Origin of the sequence: Micromonospora sp. WMMD980, from assembly GCF_029626035.1 — a bacterium.
GTDB lineage: Bacteria > Actinomycetota > Actinomycetes > Mycobacteriales > Micromonosporaceae > Micromonospora.
Genome location: NZ_JARUBE010000003.1, coordinates 78,696 through 96,239, shown reverse-complemented (window position 1 = coordinate 96,239; position 17,544 = coordinate 78,696). Strand labels below are relative to the sequence as shown.

Sequence of the window (17,544 nt, the reverse complement as noted above, 5' to 3'; positions counted from 1 at the left end):
CCCAGGCGGAAAGAGACCAGGAATGTTCCGGGTCGGGTGGACGGTCACGACGGGCCGCGCCCGACCTCGCTTGTGATGTTCACGTTAGCGGAGTCGGCGGCCCGCCAGATTGCGGGGTGCTGATCCCATCCGCCACACCGGTGCTCCAGTTGCGCGGCAGTGGCGATCAATGTCGCGTCGTCGCCGTAGCGGCCGGTGAGCAGCACCCCGACCGGCAGGCCCTCGGCGGTCCGGCCGACCGGCAGCGAAACGGACGGATCGCCCGTGACGTTGAAGACGGCACAGTACGGCGAGAAGCGCCGCTGCCTGTCGAAGTCCTCCGCCGGGTCGAGCGCGGCGAACGCGCCGACCGGCGCCTGCGGGGCGCTCAGCGTGGGGCAGAGCAGCAGGTCGCAGCCGGCGGTGCGGCGTACTCCCCGGCGGACCTGGGCCTGCAGCTCGCCGAGCGCGGCCATCAGCCGGCCGGCGCCGACCGCCTCGCCGCGCTCGCGCAGGTACCGGGTCAGCGGCAGCAGCTCGCCCTCCCGCCCGGCCGGCACCGGGGCGAGCGCGAGCGCGTACCAGACCGTCTCGAACATCGGCCACGCCTCCGGGCCGAGCGGCGCGGGGACCTCGACCACCTCGTGCCCGGCGTCGGCGAGCAGCGCGGCGGCGCGGTCGACGGCGGCCACGCAGTCGGGGTGGACCGGCTCGTCGGCGAGCATGCCGCTGGTGAAGCGGCCGATGCGCAGCCGGCCGGGGTCGGCGGCGCGGGCGACGCCGAGGTGACCGCCGGTGGGCGCGGCCGGTGGCAGATAGGGCTCACCGGGCACCGGCCGGGCCAGCACGTCGAGCAGCGCGGCCACGTCGGCGACGGTGCGGCCGATCGGGCCGTTGGTGGGCAGCCCGAACGCGCCGAAGCCGAGCGGGCCGCCGGAGACCAGCCCGCGGCTCGGTTTGTGGCCGACCAGGCCGCAGAGCGCGGCCGGGATGCGCAGCGAGCCGCCGCCGTCGGAGCCCTGGGCCACCGGCACCAGGCCGGCGGCGACCGCGGCGGCCGCGCCGCCGCTGGAGCCGCCCGCGGTGTACGCGAGGTTCCACGGGTTGCGGGCCGGCGGCGCGACCCGCCCCTCGGAGTAGAGCGAGCAGCCCAGCTCGGAGGTGGTGGTCTTGCCGAGGCTGACCAGGCCCGCGTCGGCCAGGAAGCGGACCACGTCGGCGTCGACGGGCGGCACGAAGTCGGCGAAGGCGGCCGAGCCGAACGTGGTCCGCACCTCGGCGGTCAGCGTCAGGTCCTTGATCGCGGTGGGCACCCCGTGCAGCGGCCCGCGTTCCGCTTCTTTGACGGCGTCGGCGGCCTTCGCCGCGGCCCGGGCGCGCTCGGCGGTGACCGTGACGAACGCACCGACGGTGTCGCCGAGCGCGTCGACCCGGCGCAGGTGGTGCTCGACCAGTTCCAGGCTGGACAGTTCGCCTCGGCGGATCGCGGCGGCCTGCTCCAGCGCGGTCAGGTCGTGCGGCTCGGCCATGCCCACCATCCTGCCTGCTCGGCGGCGGTACGGCCGGACGACACGTCCGGGCGGCGGCCCGACCCATACCCGGGTGGCATGACCGGATCGGGATTGCCCGGCCGGGGCTGGGACGCGGACGATTGCTACATCGATCAGATTCGATCGATTGAACTTGCCGCAACCGCCACCCCAGGGAGCGTGCCGTGCAACCCGTACCCGACCCGCAGAGCCCACCCCCGACCCGCGAGGTCCGCCGCCTCCCGCGCGTCCTCCGTCCGTTGCTCGCCCTGGCGCTGACCGCCGCCGGTCTCGCCGCGCTCCCTGTGGCACCGGCCGGGGCCGGCGCCGGCCTGGCCTCGACGTTGGCCGCCAACCCCTACGAGCGGGGTCCGGCGCCGACCGTGGCCAGCATCGAGGCCACCCGGGGCCCGTTCGCCATCGCGCAGACCACGGTCTCCGCGTCCAGCGTGAGCGGCTTCCGGGGCGGCACCATCTACTACCCGACCAGCACCGCCGAAGGGACCTTCGGTGCGGTCGCCATCTCCCCCGGCTTCACCGCCAGCCAGTCCTCGGTCGCCTGGCTCGGGCCCCGCCTGGCCTCACAGGGGTTCGTGGTCATCACCATCGACACGCTCTCCGTCTTCGACCAGCCGGCCAGCCGGGGCACCCAACTCCTGGCCGCCGTGGACTACCTGGCCAACACCAGCACGGTGCGCAGCCGGGTGGACCGGAACCGACTCGCCGTGATGGGGCACTCGATGGGCGGCGGCGGCAGCCTCTCGGCGGCCAACGCCCGACCTGCGCTCCAGGCGGCGATCCCGCTGACCGGCTGGCACACGGTGAAGACCTGGTCGTCGGTGCGCGTGCCGACGCTCGTCATCGGCGCCGAGAACGACACCGTGGCCCCGGTCTCGTCGCACTCGGAGCCGTTCTACACCAGCCTGCCGGCCACCCTGGACAAGGCGTACCTGGAGTTGAACGCGGCCAGCCACTCGGCGCCGACCTCGCCGAACGTGACGGTCGCGAAGTACAGCATCTCCTGGCTCAAGCGGTTCGTCGACGACGACACCCGCTACGAGCAGTTCCTCTGCCCGGCACCCCGGGGCAGCGCCATCGAGGAGTACCGCGACACCTGCCCGCACTCCTGACGGGCTGTCCCAGCGCTTCGGGTGCGTCTGTTGTCGCTCGGGCGACAACAGACGCACCCGAAGCCGTCAGGCCGGCGCCACCTTGTCATCGTCGACGATGCCGGTCCAGTCCCGGTCGATCGACAGCAGTTCCCGGATCGCTTCGCTCCGCTCGACCGCCGCGCCTGCGCCGAGGAAGCGCAGGGCGTTGCCGCCGAGCAGCGCGGCCCGCTGGGCGTCGGTGAGGAAGTCGGACCGGTGCACCACCCGACCGACCGGCCGCTCCCCCAACGGGTACGGGTAGTCGCTGCCCAGCAGCACCCGATCGGCGCCCATGGTGTCCACCAGCAGCCGCAACGCGGCCGGTTCGAACACCACCGAGTCGACGCTGAACCGGTCGACGTAGGAGCTGGGCGGCGCGCTGGACGCGCCGCGTACCAGGTCGCCGCGGCGGTGCCAGGCGTTGTCGGCGCGCCCCAGCCAGAACGGGAAACTGCCGCCGCCGTGGGCGAAACAGATCCGCAGCGACTCCGGCACCCGGTCGAAGACGCCGCCGAGGATCAGCGCCAGCACCGACAGGTGCGTCTCGGCCGGCATCCCGGTCAGCCACCGGGCCATCCACCGGTTCAGCCGGGGCCCGCCGGGCATGTCCCACGGGTGCACGAAGACCGGGGCGCCGACCTCGGCGCAGTGGGTCAGGAACTCCACGATGCCGGCGTCGTCGAGGTCCCGGTCGCCGACGTGGTTGCCGATCTCCACTCCGGCGTGCCCGGCGGCGAGGCAGCGGTCCAGCTCCGCGCAGGCCAGATCGGCGTCCTGGAGCGGCACCTGGCAGAACGGCAGCAGCCGGTCGCCGCCGGCCGCGGTGACCTCCAGGGTGAGGTCGTTGAAGATCCGGGAGACCTTGACCGCCTGGTCGGCCGGGCGGCCGTAGCCGAAGAAGACCGGGGTGGGCGACACCACCTGCACGTCGACGCCGTCGGCGGTCATGTCGGCGAGCCGGGTGGGCGCGTCCCAGCAGGGCGCACCGACCGGCCGGAACTCCGTCTCCCCCACCATGATCATGGCGGCCCGTTCGGAGTCCACCCGCAGCCACGGCCAACCGGACCCGCCGCAGGCCGCGGCGAGATCCGGCCACCCCTTGGGTACGACGTGCGTGTGCACGTCCACCACCGGCAGCGGCATCAGCCCTTGCCCGGGTGCAGCGTGCCGCAGTTGTCACAGGTGCGGGCCTTCTCGTCGGCGTAGAACGCGGCGAAGACCGGGGGCAGGTCGGCGGCGATGTCGCGGACCTGCAACTCGACCTCGTGCACCTTGTGGCTGCACTCGGCGCAGTACCACTGGAACTTCTCCAGCGTGCCCTCCTCGCGGACCCGCTCGATCACCATGCCGATCGAGCCGGCCTCGGGGCGCTGCGGCGAGTGCGGGGTGTTGCGCGGCAGCATCCACATCTGCCCCTCGCGCACGTGCACCGTACGCGGGCCCTCGGGCGTCATCAGGTTGATGTGCATGTTGCCCTTGACCTGGTAGAAGAACTCCTCGTACGGGTCCACGTGGAAGTCGGTACGCTGGTTCGGCCCGCCCACCACCATGACGATGAAGTCGTCGCTGCCCGGCAGCATCTCCTTGTTGCCCACCGGCGGCTTGAGCAGGTGCTGGTTCTCCCCGATCCAGCCGGAGAAGCTGAACGGCTCGGCGATCTCACTCATGACGGACCTCCCGACGGCAGTAGGGCCACGGCCTGCATCTCGATCAGCAGGTGCGGGTGCGGAAGCTGGTGCACGGCCACCGTGGTCCGGGTCGGACCGGTGGCGTCGAAGAACTCCGCCCACACCTCGTTGTAGCCACCGAAGTCGTTCATGTTGACCAGGTAGCTGGTGACCTGCACCAGGTCGGTCAGCTCGGCGCCGACCGCACCGAGCAGGTCGCGGATGTTCCCGATCACGGCCCGGGTCTGCGCCCGGATGTCGAGGTCGGTGGTGCCGAACTCGTCCACCGAGACACCGGCGAACGTGTTGTCCGGCCGGCGCGACGACGTACCGGAGACGAAGACGAAGCCGCCCGCGACCTTGACGTGCGGGAACGCCCCGCGCGGCACGGCCTTCCCGGCGACGACCCCACTCATGGGATGGCCTTCAGCGAGGCGGAACCGAGCTTCTCCACGACGGCGCGCACGTGCGCGCCCGGGCGCAGCGGCACCGCGGCGGTCGCCGCGCCGGCCAGGAACACCCAGCCCTTGCGCAGCCGCACGCCGTGCCGGCCGGCCAGCCGCAGGCCCTCGTCGAGCGCGCGGCGCGGGTCGCCGAGGATGGCCGCGGTCGACCCGACCTGCGCCACCCGCCCGTCGATCTCCAGCAGCACACCCAGATTGTCCAACCCGTCCGGCACCGGCGACCAGGGACCGATCGCGAACGCGGCGGCCGAGGTGTTGTCGGCGATCACATCCGGCAGCGAGAAGGTGAAGTTCGCGTACCGGGAGTCGATCAGCTCGATCGCCGGCGCGACCGCGCGGACCGCCCGGGTGAACGAGCCCACCGGCTCGCCCGGGTCGGGCAGCCGGTCCAGCAGGAACGCCACCTCCGGCTCGACCCGGGGGTGGATGAAGTCGCCGGTGTCGACCGCGCCGCCGTCGGGCACCCGCATCACGTCGGTCAGCCGACCCCAGATCACCTCGTCCACGCCGACCTGGGCCATCTTCGCCCTGCTGGTCAGCCCCATCTTCAGCCCGACCAGGCGCTCGCCGCGGTCGAGGCGGCGCTGGACCAGCGCCGCCTGCACCGCGTACGCGGCGTCGGAGTCGAGGCCGGTCTCGGCGGCGAGTTGCGGGATGGCGGTGGCGGAGTCGGCCGCCGCGCCCAGCTTCTCCGCGATCCCCGCGACGTCCGGCCCGATCATGCGGTCTTCTCCTTGCTCGCCAGGTCCAGTGCCACGTCCACGATCATGTCCTCCTGGCCGCCGACCATCCGACGGCGGCCCAGCTCGACCAGGATCGAACGCACGTCCACCCCGTACTTCGCCGACGCCCGCTCGGCGTGGCGCAGGAAGCTGGAGTAGACGCCCGCGTACCCCAGGGAGAGCGTCTCCCGGTCGACCTGGACCGGCCGGTCCTGCATCGGGCGGACCAGGTCGTCGGCGGCGTCCATCAGCGCGAAGACGTCGCAGCCGTGCTTCCAGCCGTGCAGTTCGGCGACCGCGACGAAGACCTCCAGCGGGGCGTTGCCGGCGCCCGCGCCCATCCCGGCCAGCGACGCGTCCACCCGCACGGTGCGCCCGGACGGCGAGCCGAGCGGGCCGTCGCCGAGGATCCGTCCGTGCTCGACCGCCAGCACGCTGTTCGCCACACCGAGCGACAGGTTGTGGTGCGCGTGGATGCCGATCTGCGTCTCCGGCGCCAGCACCTGCCGGTACGCGTCGACGCGTTGCGCCACGTCGGACATCAGCAGCCGGCCGCCGGAGTCGGTGACGTAGACGCAGTGCGCCCCGTACGACTCCATGAGCTTGGCCTGGGCGGCCAGCCCGGCCGGGTCGTTGAGGTGCGACATCATCAGGAACCCGGAGACGTCCATGCCGTTCTCCCGGGCCCAGGCGATGTGCTGGGCGGAGATGTCCGCCTCGGTGCAGTGGGTGGCGATCCGCACGCTCGTCACCCCGAGCGCCTTCGCCGCCTTCAGGTCGGCGATGGTGCCGATGCCGGGCAGCAGCAGCGTGGTCAGCCGCGCATTCGTCAGCACCTCGGCGGCGGCCGAGATCCACTCGGCGTCCGAGGCCGCCCCGTGCCCGTAGTTGACGCTGGAGCCGGCCAACCCGTCGCCGTGCGCCACCTCGATGGCGGCCACCCCGGCCGCGTCGAGCGCGGCGGCGACGGTGCGGACCTGGTCGACGGTGTAGCGGTGGGCGACGGCGTGCATGCCGTCGCGCAGCGTCACGTCCTGGATGTAGAGGTCGGTCATGCCGGCACTCCCTTGGCACGCAGGGCCACCAGCCGCTCGGCGGTGCGCAGCGCGGCCGACGTCATGATGTCCAGGTTCCCGGCGTACGCGGGCAGGTAGTGACCGGCGCCGGAGACCTCCAGGAACACCGACACCTGAAGGCCGGTGACGTGCCGGCCGAGCACCGGCGCGTACGTGTCCACCGGGTCGAACTGCACCTCCTGCTTGAGGCGGTAGCCGGGCACGTACTCCTGCACGGTCTTGACCATGTCGGCCACCGAGGCGGCGATCGCGGCCCGGTCGGCGTCGGCGTCCGGGCAGAGGCAGTAGACGGTGTCGCGCATCAGCAGCGGCGGGTCGGCCGGGTTCAGCACGATGATGGCCTTGCCGCGCTCGGCGCCGCCGACCACCTCGATGGCCCGGGCGGTGGTCTCGGTGAACTCGTCGATGTTGGCCCGGGTGCCGGGACCGGCCGACTTCGAGGCGATCGAGGCGACGATCTCCCCGTAGGCCACGGGGGTGACCCGGCCGACCGCGTGCACGATCGGCACGGTGGCCTGCCCGCCGCAGGTGACCATGTTGACGTTCGGCTCGTGCAGGTGCTCGTCCAGGTTGACCGGGGGCACCACGTACGGGCCGAGCGCGGCCGGGGTCAGGTCGACCACGGTCCGGCCGTGCGCGCGCAGCACCTCGTCGTGGCGGCGGTGCGCGCCGGCCGAGGTGGCGTCGAAGACCAGCTCGACGTCGGCGAACTCGGGCAGTGCGACCAGGCCGTCGACGCCCTCGGCGGTGGTGGCCACACCGAGCCGCCGGGCCCGGGCCAGGCCGTCGGAGGCCGGGTCGATGCCGGCCATCGCCACCATCCGTAGGGTTTCACCCAGCCGCAGCACCTTGATCATCAGGTCGGTGCCGATGTTGCCCGACCCGAGCACCGCCACCCCGACAGTCATGAGGTCTCCTTCGAGAAACAGGTCCGCACCGAGCCGAGCCCGGAGATCCGCGCCTCGTACGCGGCGCCCGGCGTGACCGGCACCATCGGGCCGAGCGCGCCGGAGAGCACCACGTCGCCGCCCTTCAGCGGGTCGCCCGCCCGGGCCATGGTCGCGGCCAGCCAGCGCAGCGCGTGCAGCGGGTTGCCGAGGCAGGCCGCGCCCGCGCCGACCGAGACCGGCTCCCCGGCGTGCTCCAGCACCATCCCGCACAGCCGCAGGTCCACGTCGGCGAGTCGGCGCGGCGCGGTGCCGAGCACGAACAGCCCGCTGGACGCGTTGTCCGCCACCGTGTCCACGATGGAGATGTCCCAGTCGGCGATCCGCGAGTCGACGATCTCGATGGCCGGCAGCACGTGGTCCACGGCCCGGATCAGGTCGACGGTGGTGACCCGCTCGTCCGGCAGGCCGGCGCCGAGCACGAAGGCGATCTCCGCCTCCACCCGGGGCTGGAGCAGCCGGCCGATCGGCACCTCCTCGCCGTCGCCGACGGCCATGTCGTCGAAGAGCACCCCGAAGTCGGGCTGGAAGACGCCGAAGCTCTCCTGCACCGTCCGGGAGGTCAGACCGATCTTCGCGCCGACGCGACGGTGCCCCTTGCCGAGGCGCTGCCGGGTGTAGACCTGCTGCGCCTGGTACGCGGCCTCGACGTCGCCCGCCGGCAGCAGCCGGCCACGCAGCGGCGGGCAGGGTCTGCCCTCCTGCCGGGCCACCGCCAGCTCCCGGTTGGCGGCCTCGATGTCCACCGTCATGTCGGGCTCCTCACTCGCGGTCACAGGGCCATCCTTCGTTCGCGACTGCGGGGCTCGCAAACCCGGCTCACTCCTCGCGCTCACGAGAGCTCCACGCAGACGTTAGTCAGTTCGGAGTAGAACGCCAGCGAGTGCACGCCGCCCTCGCGGCCGACGCCCGACGCCTTCACCCCGCCGAACGGGGTGCGCAGGTCGCGCAGGAACCAGGTGTTGACCCAGACGATGCCGGCGTCCAGCCGGATCCCGGCCCGGTGAGCCCGGCCCACGTCCCGGGTCCAGACCGTCGCCGCCAGGCCGTAGTCGGTGCCGTTCGCCAGCGCGTACGCCTCGTCCTCGTCGTCGAATGGCGCGACGTGCACCACCGGGCCGAAGATCTCCTCGCGGTTGGTCCGGGCGTCCGCCCCGAGACCGGTGAGCACCGTCGGCTGCACGTACGCGCCGCCGTCGCGGGCGTCGCCGAAGCGCGGCGTCCCGCCACCGGCACGCACCTCGGCGCCCTCGGTGCGGGCCAGCGCGTAGTGGCCGAGCACCTTGTCCCGGTGGGCGTGCGAGATCAGCGGCATGTTCACCGTCGCCTCGTCGGCCGGCCAGCCGTACGCCAACTCGTCGGCGCGCTTCGCCAGCCGCGCGGTGAACTCCTCGAACACCGGCCGCTGCACGTAGATCCGCTCGGTGCAGAGGCAGACCTGGCCGCCGTTGGTGAAGCTGGACCGCACCGAGCCGGCGACCGCCGCGTCCAGGTCGGCGTCGGCGAAGACCAGCCCGGCGTTCTTGCCGCCCAACTCGAAGCTGACCGCCTTCACCCCGTCGGCGGCGGCGCGCATGATGGCGCTCCCGGTGGCCGACTCCCCGGTGAACGTGATCGCGTCCACGCCGGGGTGCCGGGTCAGGTGCTCGCCGGCCGAGCCGGGACCGAAGCCGTGCACCAGGTTGAACACGCCGTCCGGCACGCCGGCCGCGGCCATCACCTCGGCGAGCAGCGTGGCCGACGCCGGGGTCTCCTCGCTCGGCTTGACCACCACCGCGTTGCCGCAGGCCAGCGCCGGGGCGACCTTCCAGGTGAGCAGCAGCAGCGGCAGGTTCCACGGCACGATGACCGCGACCACGCCGACCGGCTTGCGGACCGCGTAGTTCAGCGCCCGACCGCCGGTCGGGGTGACCGTGGTGAACGACTCGGTCGGCGTGGTCGCCACGATCTCGGCGATCGCCCGGAAGTTGGCCGCGCCGCGGGGGATGTCCAGCGTGCGGGCCTGCGAGATGGCCTTACCGGTGTCCGCGACCTCGGCCGCCACCAGATCGTCGAAGCGCCGTTCCAGCTCGTCGGCGACCCGGCGCAGCACCTCGGCGCGCTCCCGCTCGGCCATCCGGCCCCACGGGCCGCGCAGCGCCGCCCGGCCGGCGGCCACCGCGTCGTCCACGGTGGACCGCGACGCCTCGACCACTTCGAAGACCGGTTGCCCGGTGACCGGGCTGCGCTTGGTGAACCGGGGACCGGTGTCGACGAACGCGCCGCCGACGAAGTTGCGCAGCAGGCCGGGCCCGTCCGGCGCGTGCCCGGTCATCAGCCGGGGATCCCAGAGCGTCACCGCCGCCCCCTCAGCGCCGCGCCGACGCCGGCGGCCAGCAGCGCCGCCGCGCCGGCGGCGACCGCGCCGAGGGTCGCGTACTGCCGGCGCACCCGGCGGCGCACCTCGGCGTACGGGGTGGTGGAGAACGACACCAGCTCGTACTGGGAGACGTAGCGGCCGGGCAACGCCCGCTCCAGCGCGTGCTCGACGGTCTTGCCGGCGCGGAACACCGGGGAGGCGACCTTGTCCCGCATCTCCACGAAGTTGGCCAGCGCCATCCGGGCGATCGCCTCGGCGTCGTCCTGCCGGCGGCGCTGGAACAGCGGCAGCGCGGCGGCCCACTCGTCGCCGCACTCGTCGAGGCAGCGGTCGAGTGCGACCACGTCCTCGAACGCGCAGTTCGCACCCTGGCCGTAGAACGGCACGATGGCGTGCGCGGCGTCGCCGACGAGGCCGACCGTGCCGGCCACCTGCCACGGCGTGCAGCGCACCGTGCCGAGCACGCCGACCGGGTTGTGCTGGTAGTCGTCGACCAGGTTCGGGGCGAGCGGGACCAGGTCCGGGTAGTGGGTGGCGAAGAACCGTTCGATCGCGGCCGGGCTGCTCAGCGACGCGAAGCTGCTCGTGCCGTGGGTGGGCCAGAACAGCGTGCAGGTGAACGAGCGGTCCGGGTTCGGCAACGCGATCATCATCGAGGTGCCCCGCGGCCAGATGTGCAGCGCGCCCGGGTCCAGGGCGAACTCCCCGCCGAGCGGCGGGACGGTCAGCTCCTTGTAGCCGTAGTCGAGGAAGTCCAGGCTCTCGGTCAGGCCCCCGTACGCCAGCAGTTGGCCGCGCACCGCGGAGCCGGCGCCGTCGGCGCCGAGGACGACCGGCGCGACGGCGCTGACCTTGCCCTGCGGGGTTTCGAACGTCAGCTCGCCGCCGACCGGGTCGAGGCCGACCAGCCGGTGGTCGAACGCGATCCGCACGCCGGGCAGCGCGGTGGCGGCGTCGAGCAGCGCGTTGTTCAGCGCGCCCCGGCTGATCGAGTTGATCGCCCGGTCCCCGGCGACGCTGTACGACTGGAACTGCGGCTGACCGTCGACCGGGTGGATCATCCGGCCGCGCATCGGCAGCGCGTCCGTCATCACCTGCTCGGCCAGGCCGATCCGGCGCAGCGCGTCCAGACCGCGCTCGGAGAGCGCCAGGTTGATCGAGCGGCCCCGCTCGACAGTGCCGGCGCGCGGGTCCGGCCGGCGCTCGTAGAGGACGACCGGGTAGCCACGGCGGGCCAGGAAACAGGCCAGCAGGCAGCCGGCCAACCCGGCCCCGACCACCGCGATCTCGTCGCGCTCCGTCACGACCCCTCCTTCGCAACCGTCGCGGCCAGCGCCTCGGCGACCCGCCAGCAGTCGTGGTACGTCGAGTAGAGCGGCACCGGGGCGAACCGCACGATGTCCGGCTCCCGGGCGTCGGCGATCACGCCGTGTTCGTGCCGCAGTCGCTTGGTCAGCTCGCTCGCACTCCCGGTGCCGATCCTCACCGAGAGCTGGCAGCCGCGCCGGGCCGGGTCGCGGGGCGTGACCACGGTCAGCGGCCGGCCCGGCGTCACCTCGTCGAGCAGCCGCTCCAGCCAGCCGGTGAGCCGCAGGCTGCGTTCGCGCAGCGCCGGCATGCCGACGGCGTCGAACAGCTCCAGCGAGGTACGCACCGGGCCCATCGCGAAGATGGGCGGGTTGGAGATCTGCCACGCCTCCACGGTGGCCGGTGGCCGGGACGTCGGCGTCATCTCGAACCGGGTGGCCGCCTCGGTGCTCCACCAGCCCTCGAACCGGGGCAGCGTGGGGTCGCCGAGGTGGCGTTCGTGGACGAAGACGCCGCCGAGCGCGCCCGGGCCGGAGTTGAGGTACTTGTAGGAGCACCAGGCGGCGAAGTCGACGTCCCAGTCGTGCAGCGCCAACGGCACGTTGCCGGCCGCGTGCGCCAGGTCCCAGCCGACCACCGCGCCGGCGGCCCGCCCGGCGGCCGTGATCGCCGGAATGTCCATCAGCTCGCCGGTCAGGTAGTTGACGCCGCCGAGCAGCAGCAGTGCCACCGTGTGCCCCTCGGCCGCCAGGAAGTCGGTGACGTCGGACGTGCGCAGGGTGTCCTCGCCCGGGCGGGGCCTGAGCCGCACCACTGTGGCGTCCGGGTCGAGCCCGTGAAAGCGGGCCTGGCTGCGCACCGCGTAGCTGTCCGAGGGGAACGCGCTGTCCTCGATGACGATCCGGGTGCGCTCCCCCGCCGGGCGGTAGAAGCCGACCATCAGCAGGTGCAGGTTGACCGTCAGCGAGTTCATCACCACGGTCTCGGCGGGCAGCGCGCCGACCAGCCGGGCGGCCGGCGCGGTCAGCAGCTCGTGGTAGGGCAGCCAGGGCCGCTCCGCCTCCAGGTGCCCCTCGACGCCGAGCCGGCGCCAGGCGTCCAGGTCGGCGACGAGTTCGTCGGCGGTGGCCCGGGGTTGCAGGCCCAGCGAGTTGCCGGCCAGGTACGCCACGTCGGGGTGCCGCCCGCCCTCGGCCGGCGGCACGTGGAACAGGTGCCGGTGACCGGGGTCGGCGGCGTCGAGCCGGTGGGCTTCGCTCTCGGGGGTGATCATCGATTGTTCTCCGGTCACATCGCGGTACGGGCCGACCACAGCTCCGGAAAGACCACCCGGGCCATGCTGCGCTGCAACCATGCCAGCCCGGCCGAGCCGCCGCTGCCGACCTTCGCGCCCATGGTGCGCTGCACCGCCTTGACGTGGTTCCAGCGCCAGTCGCCGAACCGCTCGGCCACCTCGGTCAACGCGTCGCCAAGCAGCCGCAGGTGGTTGTCCGGGCCGCCGTCGCCGTAGACGCTTACCCAGGCCGCCTCGACGCTCGGGTGCGACTCGTGCTCGACCGTCACGTCCCGCTCCAGCAGCTCGGCCGGCAGGGCGAAGCCCCGGCGGGCGAGCAGCGCGACCACGTCGTCCCAGAGGCTCGGCGTGGCGAGCGCGGCGGTCAGCTCGGCGTGCACGTCGGTCTGCCGGCGGAACGGGCGGATCAGCGCCGGGTCGCGGAGGCCGAGCAGGAACTCCAACTGCCGGTACATCGCCGACTGGAAGCCGGAACCCTCGCCGAGGCGGTCGCGGAAGCGGTTGAAGTCGGCCGGGGTCATCCACCGCAGCCCCTGCCAGGCCGCGTTGAGCCCCTCCAGGTGCAGCGCGGCGCGGCGCAGCGGTGGCAGCGCCTCCCAGACCCGGTTGGCCCGCACCTCGCGCTGGGCGTGCCGCAACTCGTGGCAGGTCAGCTTGAAGTACAGCTCCATGATCTGGCTGACCATCAGGAAGGACATCTCGCCCGGGTCCTCGCTGAGCGGCTGCTGGAGCCGGTGCAGCGTGCTGGCGTGGACGTAGGCGTCGTAGGGCACGCGCTCGGCGAACTCCAGCGTCGGCTCGCCGCCGTTGCGCGCCGCCCGGGCGGCCCGCTGCTGCGAGGTGGCCGGGCGCACCGCCGTCGTGTGTTCCACCGTCTTCTCCGTCCGTGCGCGGGTTAGACGCCATGATCCCGCCGGTGTACGCGGGGAAGGAATGCCTGTTCAACGGCGATAGGGTGGGCTGACTTCACGAACTGAAACCATCTCGGGTCGCCGACTTCACGGAAGAAAGGTCACCGCGTGGACGACATGGACTGGGCGCTGCTGCGCGAGCTGCAGGCCGACGCCCGGCTCTCCTACAGCGAGCTGTCCCGCCGGGTGCACCTGTCACCGCCGGCCGTCGCGGAACGGGTGCGCCGGCTGGAGGAGTCGGGGGTGATCACCGGCTACCACGCGCACGTGGACCTGACCCGGGCCGGGCGAACCGTGCTCGCGCTGATCCGGATGTCCTGCTACGGCGCCCGCTGCATCCTCAACGACCCGGACGTGGCACGCTGGCCGCAGATCATGGAGATCCACCGGATCACCGGCGACGCGTGCAGCATGCTCAAGGTCGCCGCCGCGTCGATGGGCGAGTTCGAGGCGGTCATCGACCGCCTGGCCCCGTACGGCCAGCCCGCCAGCACGATGGTCCTCTCCACCCCGCTGGCCTGGCACCCGGTGGAGAAAGGAGGGGCCCCCGCTTAACGCCTCCGGTAGCGGAGGGGGCCCCTGTTAACAGCCCCGCTGACCGGGAAGGCAGCCCCCGCTGCCCATCAGCGGGTCCGGTGCGCCGTCGCACCGGGAGGGGGGAACCATGCGAGGGCTCCTGTCACATCGCGCGCTGTCGTCCGTGCTGGGCCTGGTCGGCCTGGTCGCGGCGTTCGTCCTGACCACGGCCGTACCGGCCCGGGCCGGGGAGAACGTGTTCATCGAGGTGACGCCGAACAGCGTCCAGGCCGGCTCCCGGGTGAGCCTCCGGGCCGGCTGCGACACCAACAACGACCGTCAGGCGCAGGTCACCTCGGACGCGTTCGGCCGGGTGACGCTGCGCTCCAACAACGGCTTCCTGACCGGCTCGGTCACCGTGCCCGGCAACAAGGCGCCCGGCGACTACCCGGTGAACCTGGACTGTGCCAACGGGGGCACCGCCTCGACCATGCTCACCGTGCTGAACATGTCGCAGCCGAGCAAGGGCCCGGCGACCGGCGGCGGGGGCACCGCCGGTGGTGGCCGGGGCACCGGCTCGCTGCTGCTGGTCGGCGGCCTGGTGGCCGTGGCGGTGGTGGCCGGGGTGGGCGCCCGCCGCAGGACCGGTGGCCGGGTCTGACTCCGGTGCGGCCATGGCCCACTCACCGCGCCGGCGCGGCGCCGACCGGCGGAACCGTCGACAGCCGCACCGGGGTGGGCGGCTCCGGGCCGCGCTGCGGCCGGCCGCGGCGGCCGCACGCCGGTTCGCGCACGCCGCCGGGCAGGCGTTCTCGGCAAGCGTCACGACCGCCGACCCGCACGCCCGCCCGGTCGCGGCCCGCTCCGCCACGGCCACCACCCGGCGGTACGCCCCGAGCCGCGGTCCCGGCGTCCCGGTGCTGGTGGTGGCCGCCCTGATGGCGATGATCGTGGCCATGCTCGGGGTGGAGCGGGTGACCGGCGTCAGTGTGCTGCCCGACCGGATCGTCGCGGGCCTGCGCCCGCCGCCGAAGAAGTTCCCGGTGCTGCCGGCCAGCCCGCCGACCGACCTGACCATCGGCAAGCTGGACCTGCGCGCCCCGGTGCACCGGGTGGGGATCGCGCCCGACGGCAGCATCGCGGTGCCGGACGTCAGCCGCGCCGGCGAGGTCGGCTGGTACGACCAGGGCCCCACCCCCGGCCAGTACGGCCCCGCCGTGCTCGTCGGGCACGTCGACACCACCACCGGACCGGCCGTCTTCCACGGCCTGCGGGAACTCGACGACGGCGACCGGATCGAGGTGACCCGGCAGGACCGCTCGGTGGCGGTCTTCGAGGTGACGTCGGTCGAGCGGTACGGCAAGGAGAAGCTGCCGGTGCGGGAGGTCTACGGGGACTTCAGCCGCCCCGCCCTGCGGCTGATCACCTGCGGCGGCCGGTGGGTGGGCGGCGAGACCGGCTACGCCGACAACCTGGTCGTCTACGCCTCGCTGGTGAAGGCGCGCTGAGCGCCCGGCCTCCTCAGGCCGCCTCGTGCTCGGGCTCACGCAGGTCGAGCCAGTCGGCCCAGCGCGGGTCCGGGGCGCGGTGGCCGAGCACCCGCCAGGCGTTGCCCTTCGGCGCCACCGGCGGGTGGTGCAGCCGCCAACCCAGCTCGGCCGGGGTCTTGTCGCCCTTGGTGTGGTTGCAGCGGGCGCAGGCGGCGACCACGTTCTCCCAGGCGTGCCGGCCGCCCCGGCTGCGCGGGAAGACGTGGTCGATGGTTTCCGCCGGCCCTCGGCAGTAGGCGCAGCGCCAACCGTCGCGGGCGAAGATGGCCCGGCGGGACAGCCCCACGTGGGTGCGGTAGGGCACCCGGACGTAGCGGGTCAGCCGCACCACCGAGGGGATCGGGAGTGCGTTGCGCGCGCTGTGCAGGATGCCCTCGCCGTCGGCCACGCAGACCGCCTTGGCGGAGAGCACGAGGATGGCGGCCCGACGCACCGACACGACGCACAGCGGCTCGTAGGTGGCGTTGAGAACGAGCGCACCGGAGCCCGCCGTGGGTCGTATGTCAGGCATCGCGCTCACCCTCCCGGTCCTGCCGCTCCCGCCGCCGCAGGTGCCGGGACCGTCGCGCGCGCAGCGCGGGACGGCCCTGGCGCCGGCCGGGATCACCGACGTCCGTTGGGCCAATAGTCCCTGATCGCGCCCCGGAATGCACGCACTAATCCGGGGTACCCTCTTCGGGGCCGAACCCGGCGTGCCAAGATGGCCGGTTCCGTTCGGAATGATCGTCGACGCGGCCGTCACCGCCCGGGCGGGTCCGTGCGGGCCGCCGGCGCCCGGTGCGGTACGAAAGCACGGTGAACGTCTCCGACCTGATCACCGCGCTGCTGTCCGCGCTCTCCGACCGGCGCCCGGACTGCCAGGGCAGTAGCTCCTGCGAGTTCCTCTACCGACTCACCGGCTCCGCCTGGTTCGCCGAGAGCAGCTACTGGGTCCTGCTCAAGCCGCTGCGGGTGGCCCTCATCCTGCTGATCGCCGTGGCCGCCCGCTGGGCGCTGCACCGGACCATCAACCGGCTGGTGCGCACCACCACCCAGGGCGCGGTGCCGACCATGCTGCGCCCGCTGCGCGAGCGGATCCCCAGCGCCACGCTCGACCCGCAGCAGTTCGTGCCGGAGCGGCGGCGGCAGCGGGCCGAGGCGATCGGGTCGGTGCTGCGCAGCCTGGTCACCGCGTTCGTCTTCGGCATCGCGCTGCTGATGGTGCTCAAGGAGTTCAGTTTCGACCTGGCCCCGCTGCTGGCCAGCGCCGGCATCGCCGGCGTGGCGCTCGGCTTCGGCGCGCAGAGCCTGGTCAAGGACCTGATCGCCGGCCTGTTCATGCTGATCGAGGACCAGTACGGCGTGGGCGACATGGTCGACCTCGGCGAGGCCAGCGGCGTGGTGGAGGCGGTGGGCCTGCGGGTGACGAACGTCCGCGACGCCCGGGGCGTGCTCTGGTACATCCGCAACGGCGAGATCGTCCGGGTGGGCAACAAGAGCCAGGGCTGGGCGCTGGTCGTGGTGGACCTGCCGATCGGCTTCGCCGGCACCGAGGAGGCTCTCGCGGTGCTGCGTACCGCGGCGGCGTCGGCCACGCTGGACCCCGAGCTGGCCCCGCAGATCGTGACCGAACCGGAGGTGCTCGGCGTCGAGCAGATGACCGTCGACGGCGCGGTGATCCGTATCGTGGTCAAGACCACCGCCGACGGACAGTTCGCGGTCGGCCGGGAGCTGCGCCGCCGGCTCGCGGAGGCGCTGGAGAACTCCGGCATCACCGCCCAGATCGCCGCGGCCCGGCTCTTTCCCGGGTTGCCACCGCAGCCGTCTCCGCCGCCGCGCGGCGAGGGAACGGGCACCGGCGGGGCCACCTGAGGGCGGGGGCGGCCGGACGATTTCGGGGGTCGCGCGTCGCGCGGCCCCTCGGGTATCGTCCGTTCGTTCAGTCGGAGATGCGACGATCAATCCGTTCGCCCTAGTCAGTTGTCAGACGATCGGGCAGAATCCGGTGAACACCCTCCACCGGGGAGTGTGTTCGTGTCCTCGCCGATCGGTTGATCTGACGACGGTTCCCGGTCGGGCCATCACAAGTGGC

At 73.2% G+C, this 17,544-nt stretch carries 18 protein-coding genes; 5 read left to right on the top strand and 13 right to left on the bottom strand.

The window, feature by feature from the left end:
* Positions 1-44: 44 nt before the first annotated feature.
* Positions 45-1,508, bottom strand: coding sequence for an amidase (locus O7618_RS00930; protein ID WP_278104050.1), 1,464 nt, complete (start codon positions 1,506-1,508; stop codon positions 45-47).
* A 275-nt stretch (positions 1,509-1,783) separates the two neighbouring features.
* Between O7618_RS00930 and O7618_RS00925 the strand changes: the two genes are divergently transcribed.
* Positions 1,784-2,638, top strand: coding sequence for a dienelactone hydrolase family protein (locus tag O7618_RS00925; RefSeq protein ID WP_278109866.1), 855 nt, complete (start codon positions 1,784-1,786; stop codon positions 2,636-2,638).
* A 66-nt stretch (positions 2,639-2,704) separates the two neighbouring features.
* Here O7618_RS00925 and O7618_RS00920 read toward each other — a convergent pair whose 3' ends face one another.
* The 11 genes from O7618_RS00920 to O7618_RS00870 all read right to left on the bottom strand — a co-directional run bounded on the left by O7618_RS00920 (position 2,705) and on the right by O7618_RS00870 (position 13,368).
* Entirely contained in the window at positions 2,705-3,802 is a 1,098-nt protein-coding gene (locus tag O7618_RS00920) for an amidohydrolase family protein (protein ID WP_278104049.1), read from the bottom strand.
* The gene (locus tag O7618_RS00915) at positions 3,802-4,326 is read right to left on the bottom strand and encodes a 3-hydroxyanthranilate 3,4-dioxygenase (protein ID WP_278104048.1); all 525 of its coding nucleotides are present in this window, start codon (positions 4,324-4,326) and stop codon (positions 3,802-3,804) included. The genes O7618_RS00920 and O7618_RS00915 overlap by 1 nt, the downstream gene beginning before the upstream one ends.
* Complete coding sequence (locus O7618_RS00910; protein WP_278104047.1) at positions 4,323-4,742, bottom strand: RidA family protein; 420 nt, start codon at positions 4,740-4,742, stop codon at positions 4,323-4,325. Before O7618_RS00910 ends, O7618_RS00915 begins: the two co-directional genes overlap by 4 nt.
* Positions 4,739-5,512, bottom strand: coding sequence for a 4-oxalocrotonate decarboxylase (locus tag O7618_RS00905; RefSeq protein ID WP_278104046.1), 774 nt, complete (start codon positions 5,510-5,512; stop codon positions 4,739-4,741). Before O7618_RS00905 ends, O7618_RS00910 begins: the two co-directional genes overlap by 4 nt.
* Positions 5,509-6,567 (bottom strand): 4-hydroxy-2-oxovalerate aldolase, encoded by a 1,059-nt coding sequence (gene dmpG / locus O7618_RS00900; RefSeq protein ID WP_278104045.1) that lies wholly within the window; start codon positions 6,565-6,567, stop codon positions 5,509-5,511. Before dmpG ends, O7618_RS00905 begins: the two co-directional genes overlap by 4 nt.
* Positions 6,564-7,496, bottom strand: coding sequence for an acetaldehyde dehydrogenase (acetylating) (locus O7618_RS00895; protein ID WP_278104044.1), 933 nt, complete (start codon positions 7,494-7,496; stop codon positions 6,564-6,566). Before O7618_RS00895 ends, dmpG begins: the two co-directional genes overlap by 4 nt.
* Positions 7,493-8,287: a fumarylacetoacetate hydrolase family protein gene (locus tag O7618_RS00890; protein WP_278109865.1), complete on the bottom strand. Its 795-nt coding sequence runs from the start codon at positions 8,285-8,287 to the stop codon at positions 7,493-7,495. Before O7618_RS00890 ends, O7618_RS00895 begins: the two co-directional genes overlap by 4 nt.
* 80 nt (positions 8,288-8,367) lie before the next feature.
* Positions 8,368-9,849 carry a 2-hydroxymuconic semialdehyde dehydrogenase gene (locus O7618_RS00885; protein ID WP_278109864.1) on the bottom strand — a complete coding sequence of 494 codons (1,482 nt, stop codon included), beginning with the start codon at positions 9,847-9,849 and terminating at the stop codon, positions 8,368-8,370.
* 20 nt (positions 9,850-9,869) lie between these two features.
* Entirely contained in the window at positions 9,870-11,198 is a 1,329-nt protein-coding gene (locus O7618_RS00880) for an NAD(P)/FAD-dependent oxidoreductase (protein ID WP_278104043.1), read from the bottom strand.
* On the bottom strand, positions 11,195-12,475 hold the full coding sequence (kynU, locus tag O7618_RS00875) for a kynureninase (protein WP_278104042.1): 1,281 nt from the start codon (positions 12,473-12,475) through the stop codon (positions 11,195-11,197). The genes O7618_RS00880 and kynU overlap by 4 nt, the downstream gene beginning before the upstream one ends.
* Before the next feature lie 14 nt (positions 12,476-12,489).
* Positions 12,490-13,368 carry a tryptophan 2,3-dioxygenase family protein gene (locus O7618_RS00870; protein ID WP_278104041.1) on the bottom strand — a complete coding sequence of 293 codons (879 nt, stop codon included), beginning with the start codon at positions 13,366-13,368 and terminating at the stop codon, positions 12,490-12,492.
* 147 nt (positions 13,369-13,515) lie between these two features.
* Here O7618_RS00870 and O7618_RS00865 point away from each other — a divergent pair, with 147 nt between their 5' ends.
* From O7618_RS00865 to O7618_RS00855, 3 genes are all read left to right on the top strand, one after another.
* The gene (locus O7618_RS00865) at positions 13,516-13,962 is read left to right on the top strand and encodes an Lrp/AsnC family transcriptional regulator (RefSeq protein WP_278104040.1); all 447 of its coding nucleotides are present in this window, start codon (positions 13,516-13,518) and stop codon (positions 13,960-13,962) included.
* A 109-nt stretch (positions 13,963-14,071) separates the two neighbouring features.
* A complete protein-coding gene (locus O7618_RS00860) occupies positions 14,072-14,584 on the top strand; it encodes a hypothetical protein (protein ID WP_278104039.1) in 513 nt (170 codons plus the stop codon).
* A gap of 13 nt (positions 14,585-14,597) precedes the next feature.
* Positions 14,598-15,431, top strand: coding sequence for a class F sortase (locus O7618_RS00855; RefSeq protein WP_278104038.1), 834 nt, complete (start codon positions 14,598-14,600; stop codon positions 15,429-15,431).
* A 13-nt stretch (positions 15,432-15,444) separates the two neighbouring features.
* Here the strand turns inward: O7618_RS00855 and O7618_RS00850 are convergent, their stop codons facing one another.
* Complete coding sequence (locus O7618_RS00850; RefSeq protein WP_278104037.1) at positions 15,445-15,984, bottom strand: HNH endonuclease; 540 nt, start codon at positions 15,982-15,984, stop codon at positions 15,445-15,447.
* Positions 15,985-16,295: 311 nt separating this feature from the next.
* On the opposite strand from O7618_RS00850, the gene O7618_RS00845 reads away from it, so the two are divergent.
* Positions 16,296-17,324: a mechanosensitive ion channel domain-containing protein gene (locus O7618_RS00845; protein WP_278109863.1), complete on the top strand. Its 1,029-nt coding sequence runs from the start codon at positions 16,296-16,298 to the stop codon at positions 17,322-17,324.
* The last annotated feature ends 220 nt before the right edge of the window (positions 17,325-17,544 follow it).

Excerpts from the sequence above, each read along its gene's own strand:
- O7618_RS00895 (WP_278104044.1), bottom strand. The coding sequence starts at position 7,496 with ATGACTGTCGGGGTGGCGGTGCTCGGGTCGGGCAACATCGGCACCGAC.
- O7618_RS00850 (WP_278104037.1), bottom strand. The coding sequence starts at position 15,984 with ATGCCTGACATACGACCCACGGCGGGCTCCGGTGCGCTCGTTCTCAAC.
- O7618_RS00910 (WP_278104047.1), bottom strand. The coding sequence starts at position 4,742 with ATGAGTGGGGTCGTCGCCGGGAAGGCCGTGCCGCGCGGGGCGTTCCCG.
- O7618_RS00885 (WP_278109864.1), bottom strand. The coding sequence starts at position 9,849 with ATGACCGGGCACGCGCCGGACGGGCCCGGCCTGCTGCGCAACTTCGTC.
- O7618_RS00930 (WP_278104050.1), bottom strand. The coding sequence starts at position 1,508 with ATGGCCGAGCCGCACGACCTGACCGCGCTGGAGCAGGCCGCCGCGATC.
- O7618_RS00915 (WP_278104048.1), bottom strand. The coding sequence starts at position 4,326 with ATGAGTGAGATCGCCGAGCCGTTCAGCTTCTCCGGCTGGATCGGGGAG.
- dmpG (WP_278104045.1), bottom strand. The coding sequence starts at position 6,567 with ATGACCGACCTCTACATCCAGGACGTGACGCTGCGCGACGGCATGCAC.
- O7618_RS00890 (WP_278109865.1), bottom strand. The coding sequence starts at position 8,287 with ATGACGGTGGACATCGAGGCCGCCAACCGGGAGCTGGCGGTGGCCCGG.
- O7618_RS00905 (WP_278104046.1), bottom strand. The coding sequence starts at position 5,512 with ATGATCGGGCCGGACGTCGCGGGGATCGCGGAGAAGCTGGGCGCGGCG.
- O7618_RS00855 (WP_278104038.1), top strand. The coding sequence starts at position 14,598 with ATGGCCCACTCACCGCGCCGGCGCGGCGCCGACCGGCGGAACCGTCGA.
- kynU (WP_278104042.1), bottom strand. The coding sequence starts at position 12,475 with ATGATCACCCCCGAGAGCGAAGCCCACCGGCTCGACGCCGCCGACCCC.
- O7618_RS00920 (WP_278104049.1), bottom strand. The coding sequence starts at position 3,802 with ATGCCGCTGCCGGTGGTGGACGTGCACACGCACGTCGTACCCAAGGGG.
- O7618_RS00860 (WP_278104039.1), top strand. The coding sequence starts at position 14,072 with ATGCGAGGGCTCCTGTCACATCGCGCGCTGTCGTCCGTGCTGGGCCTG.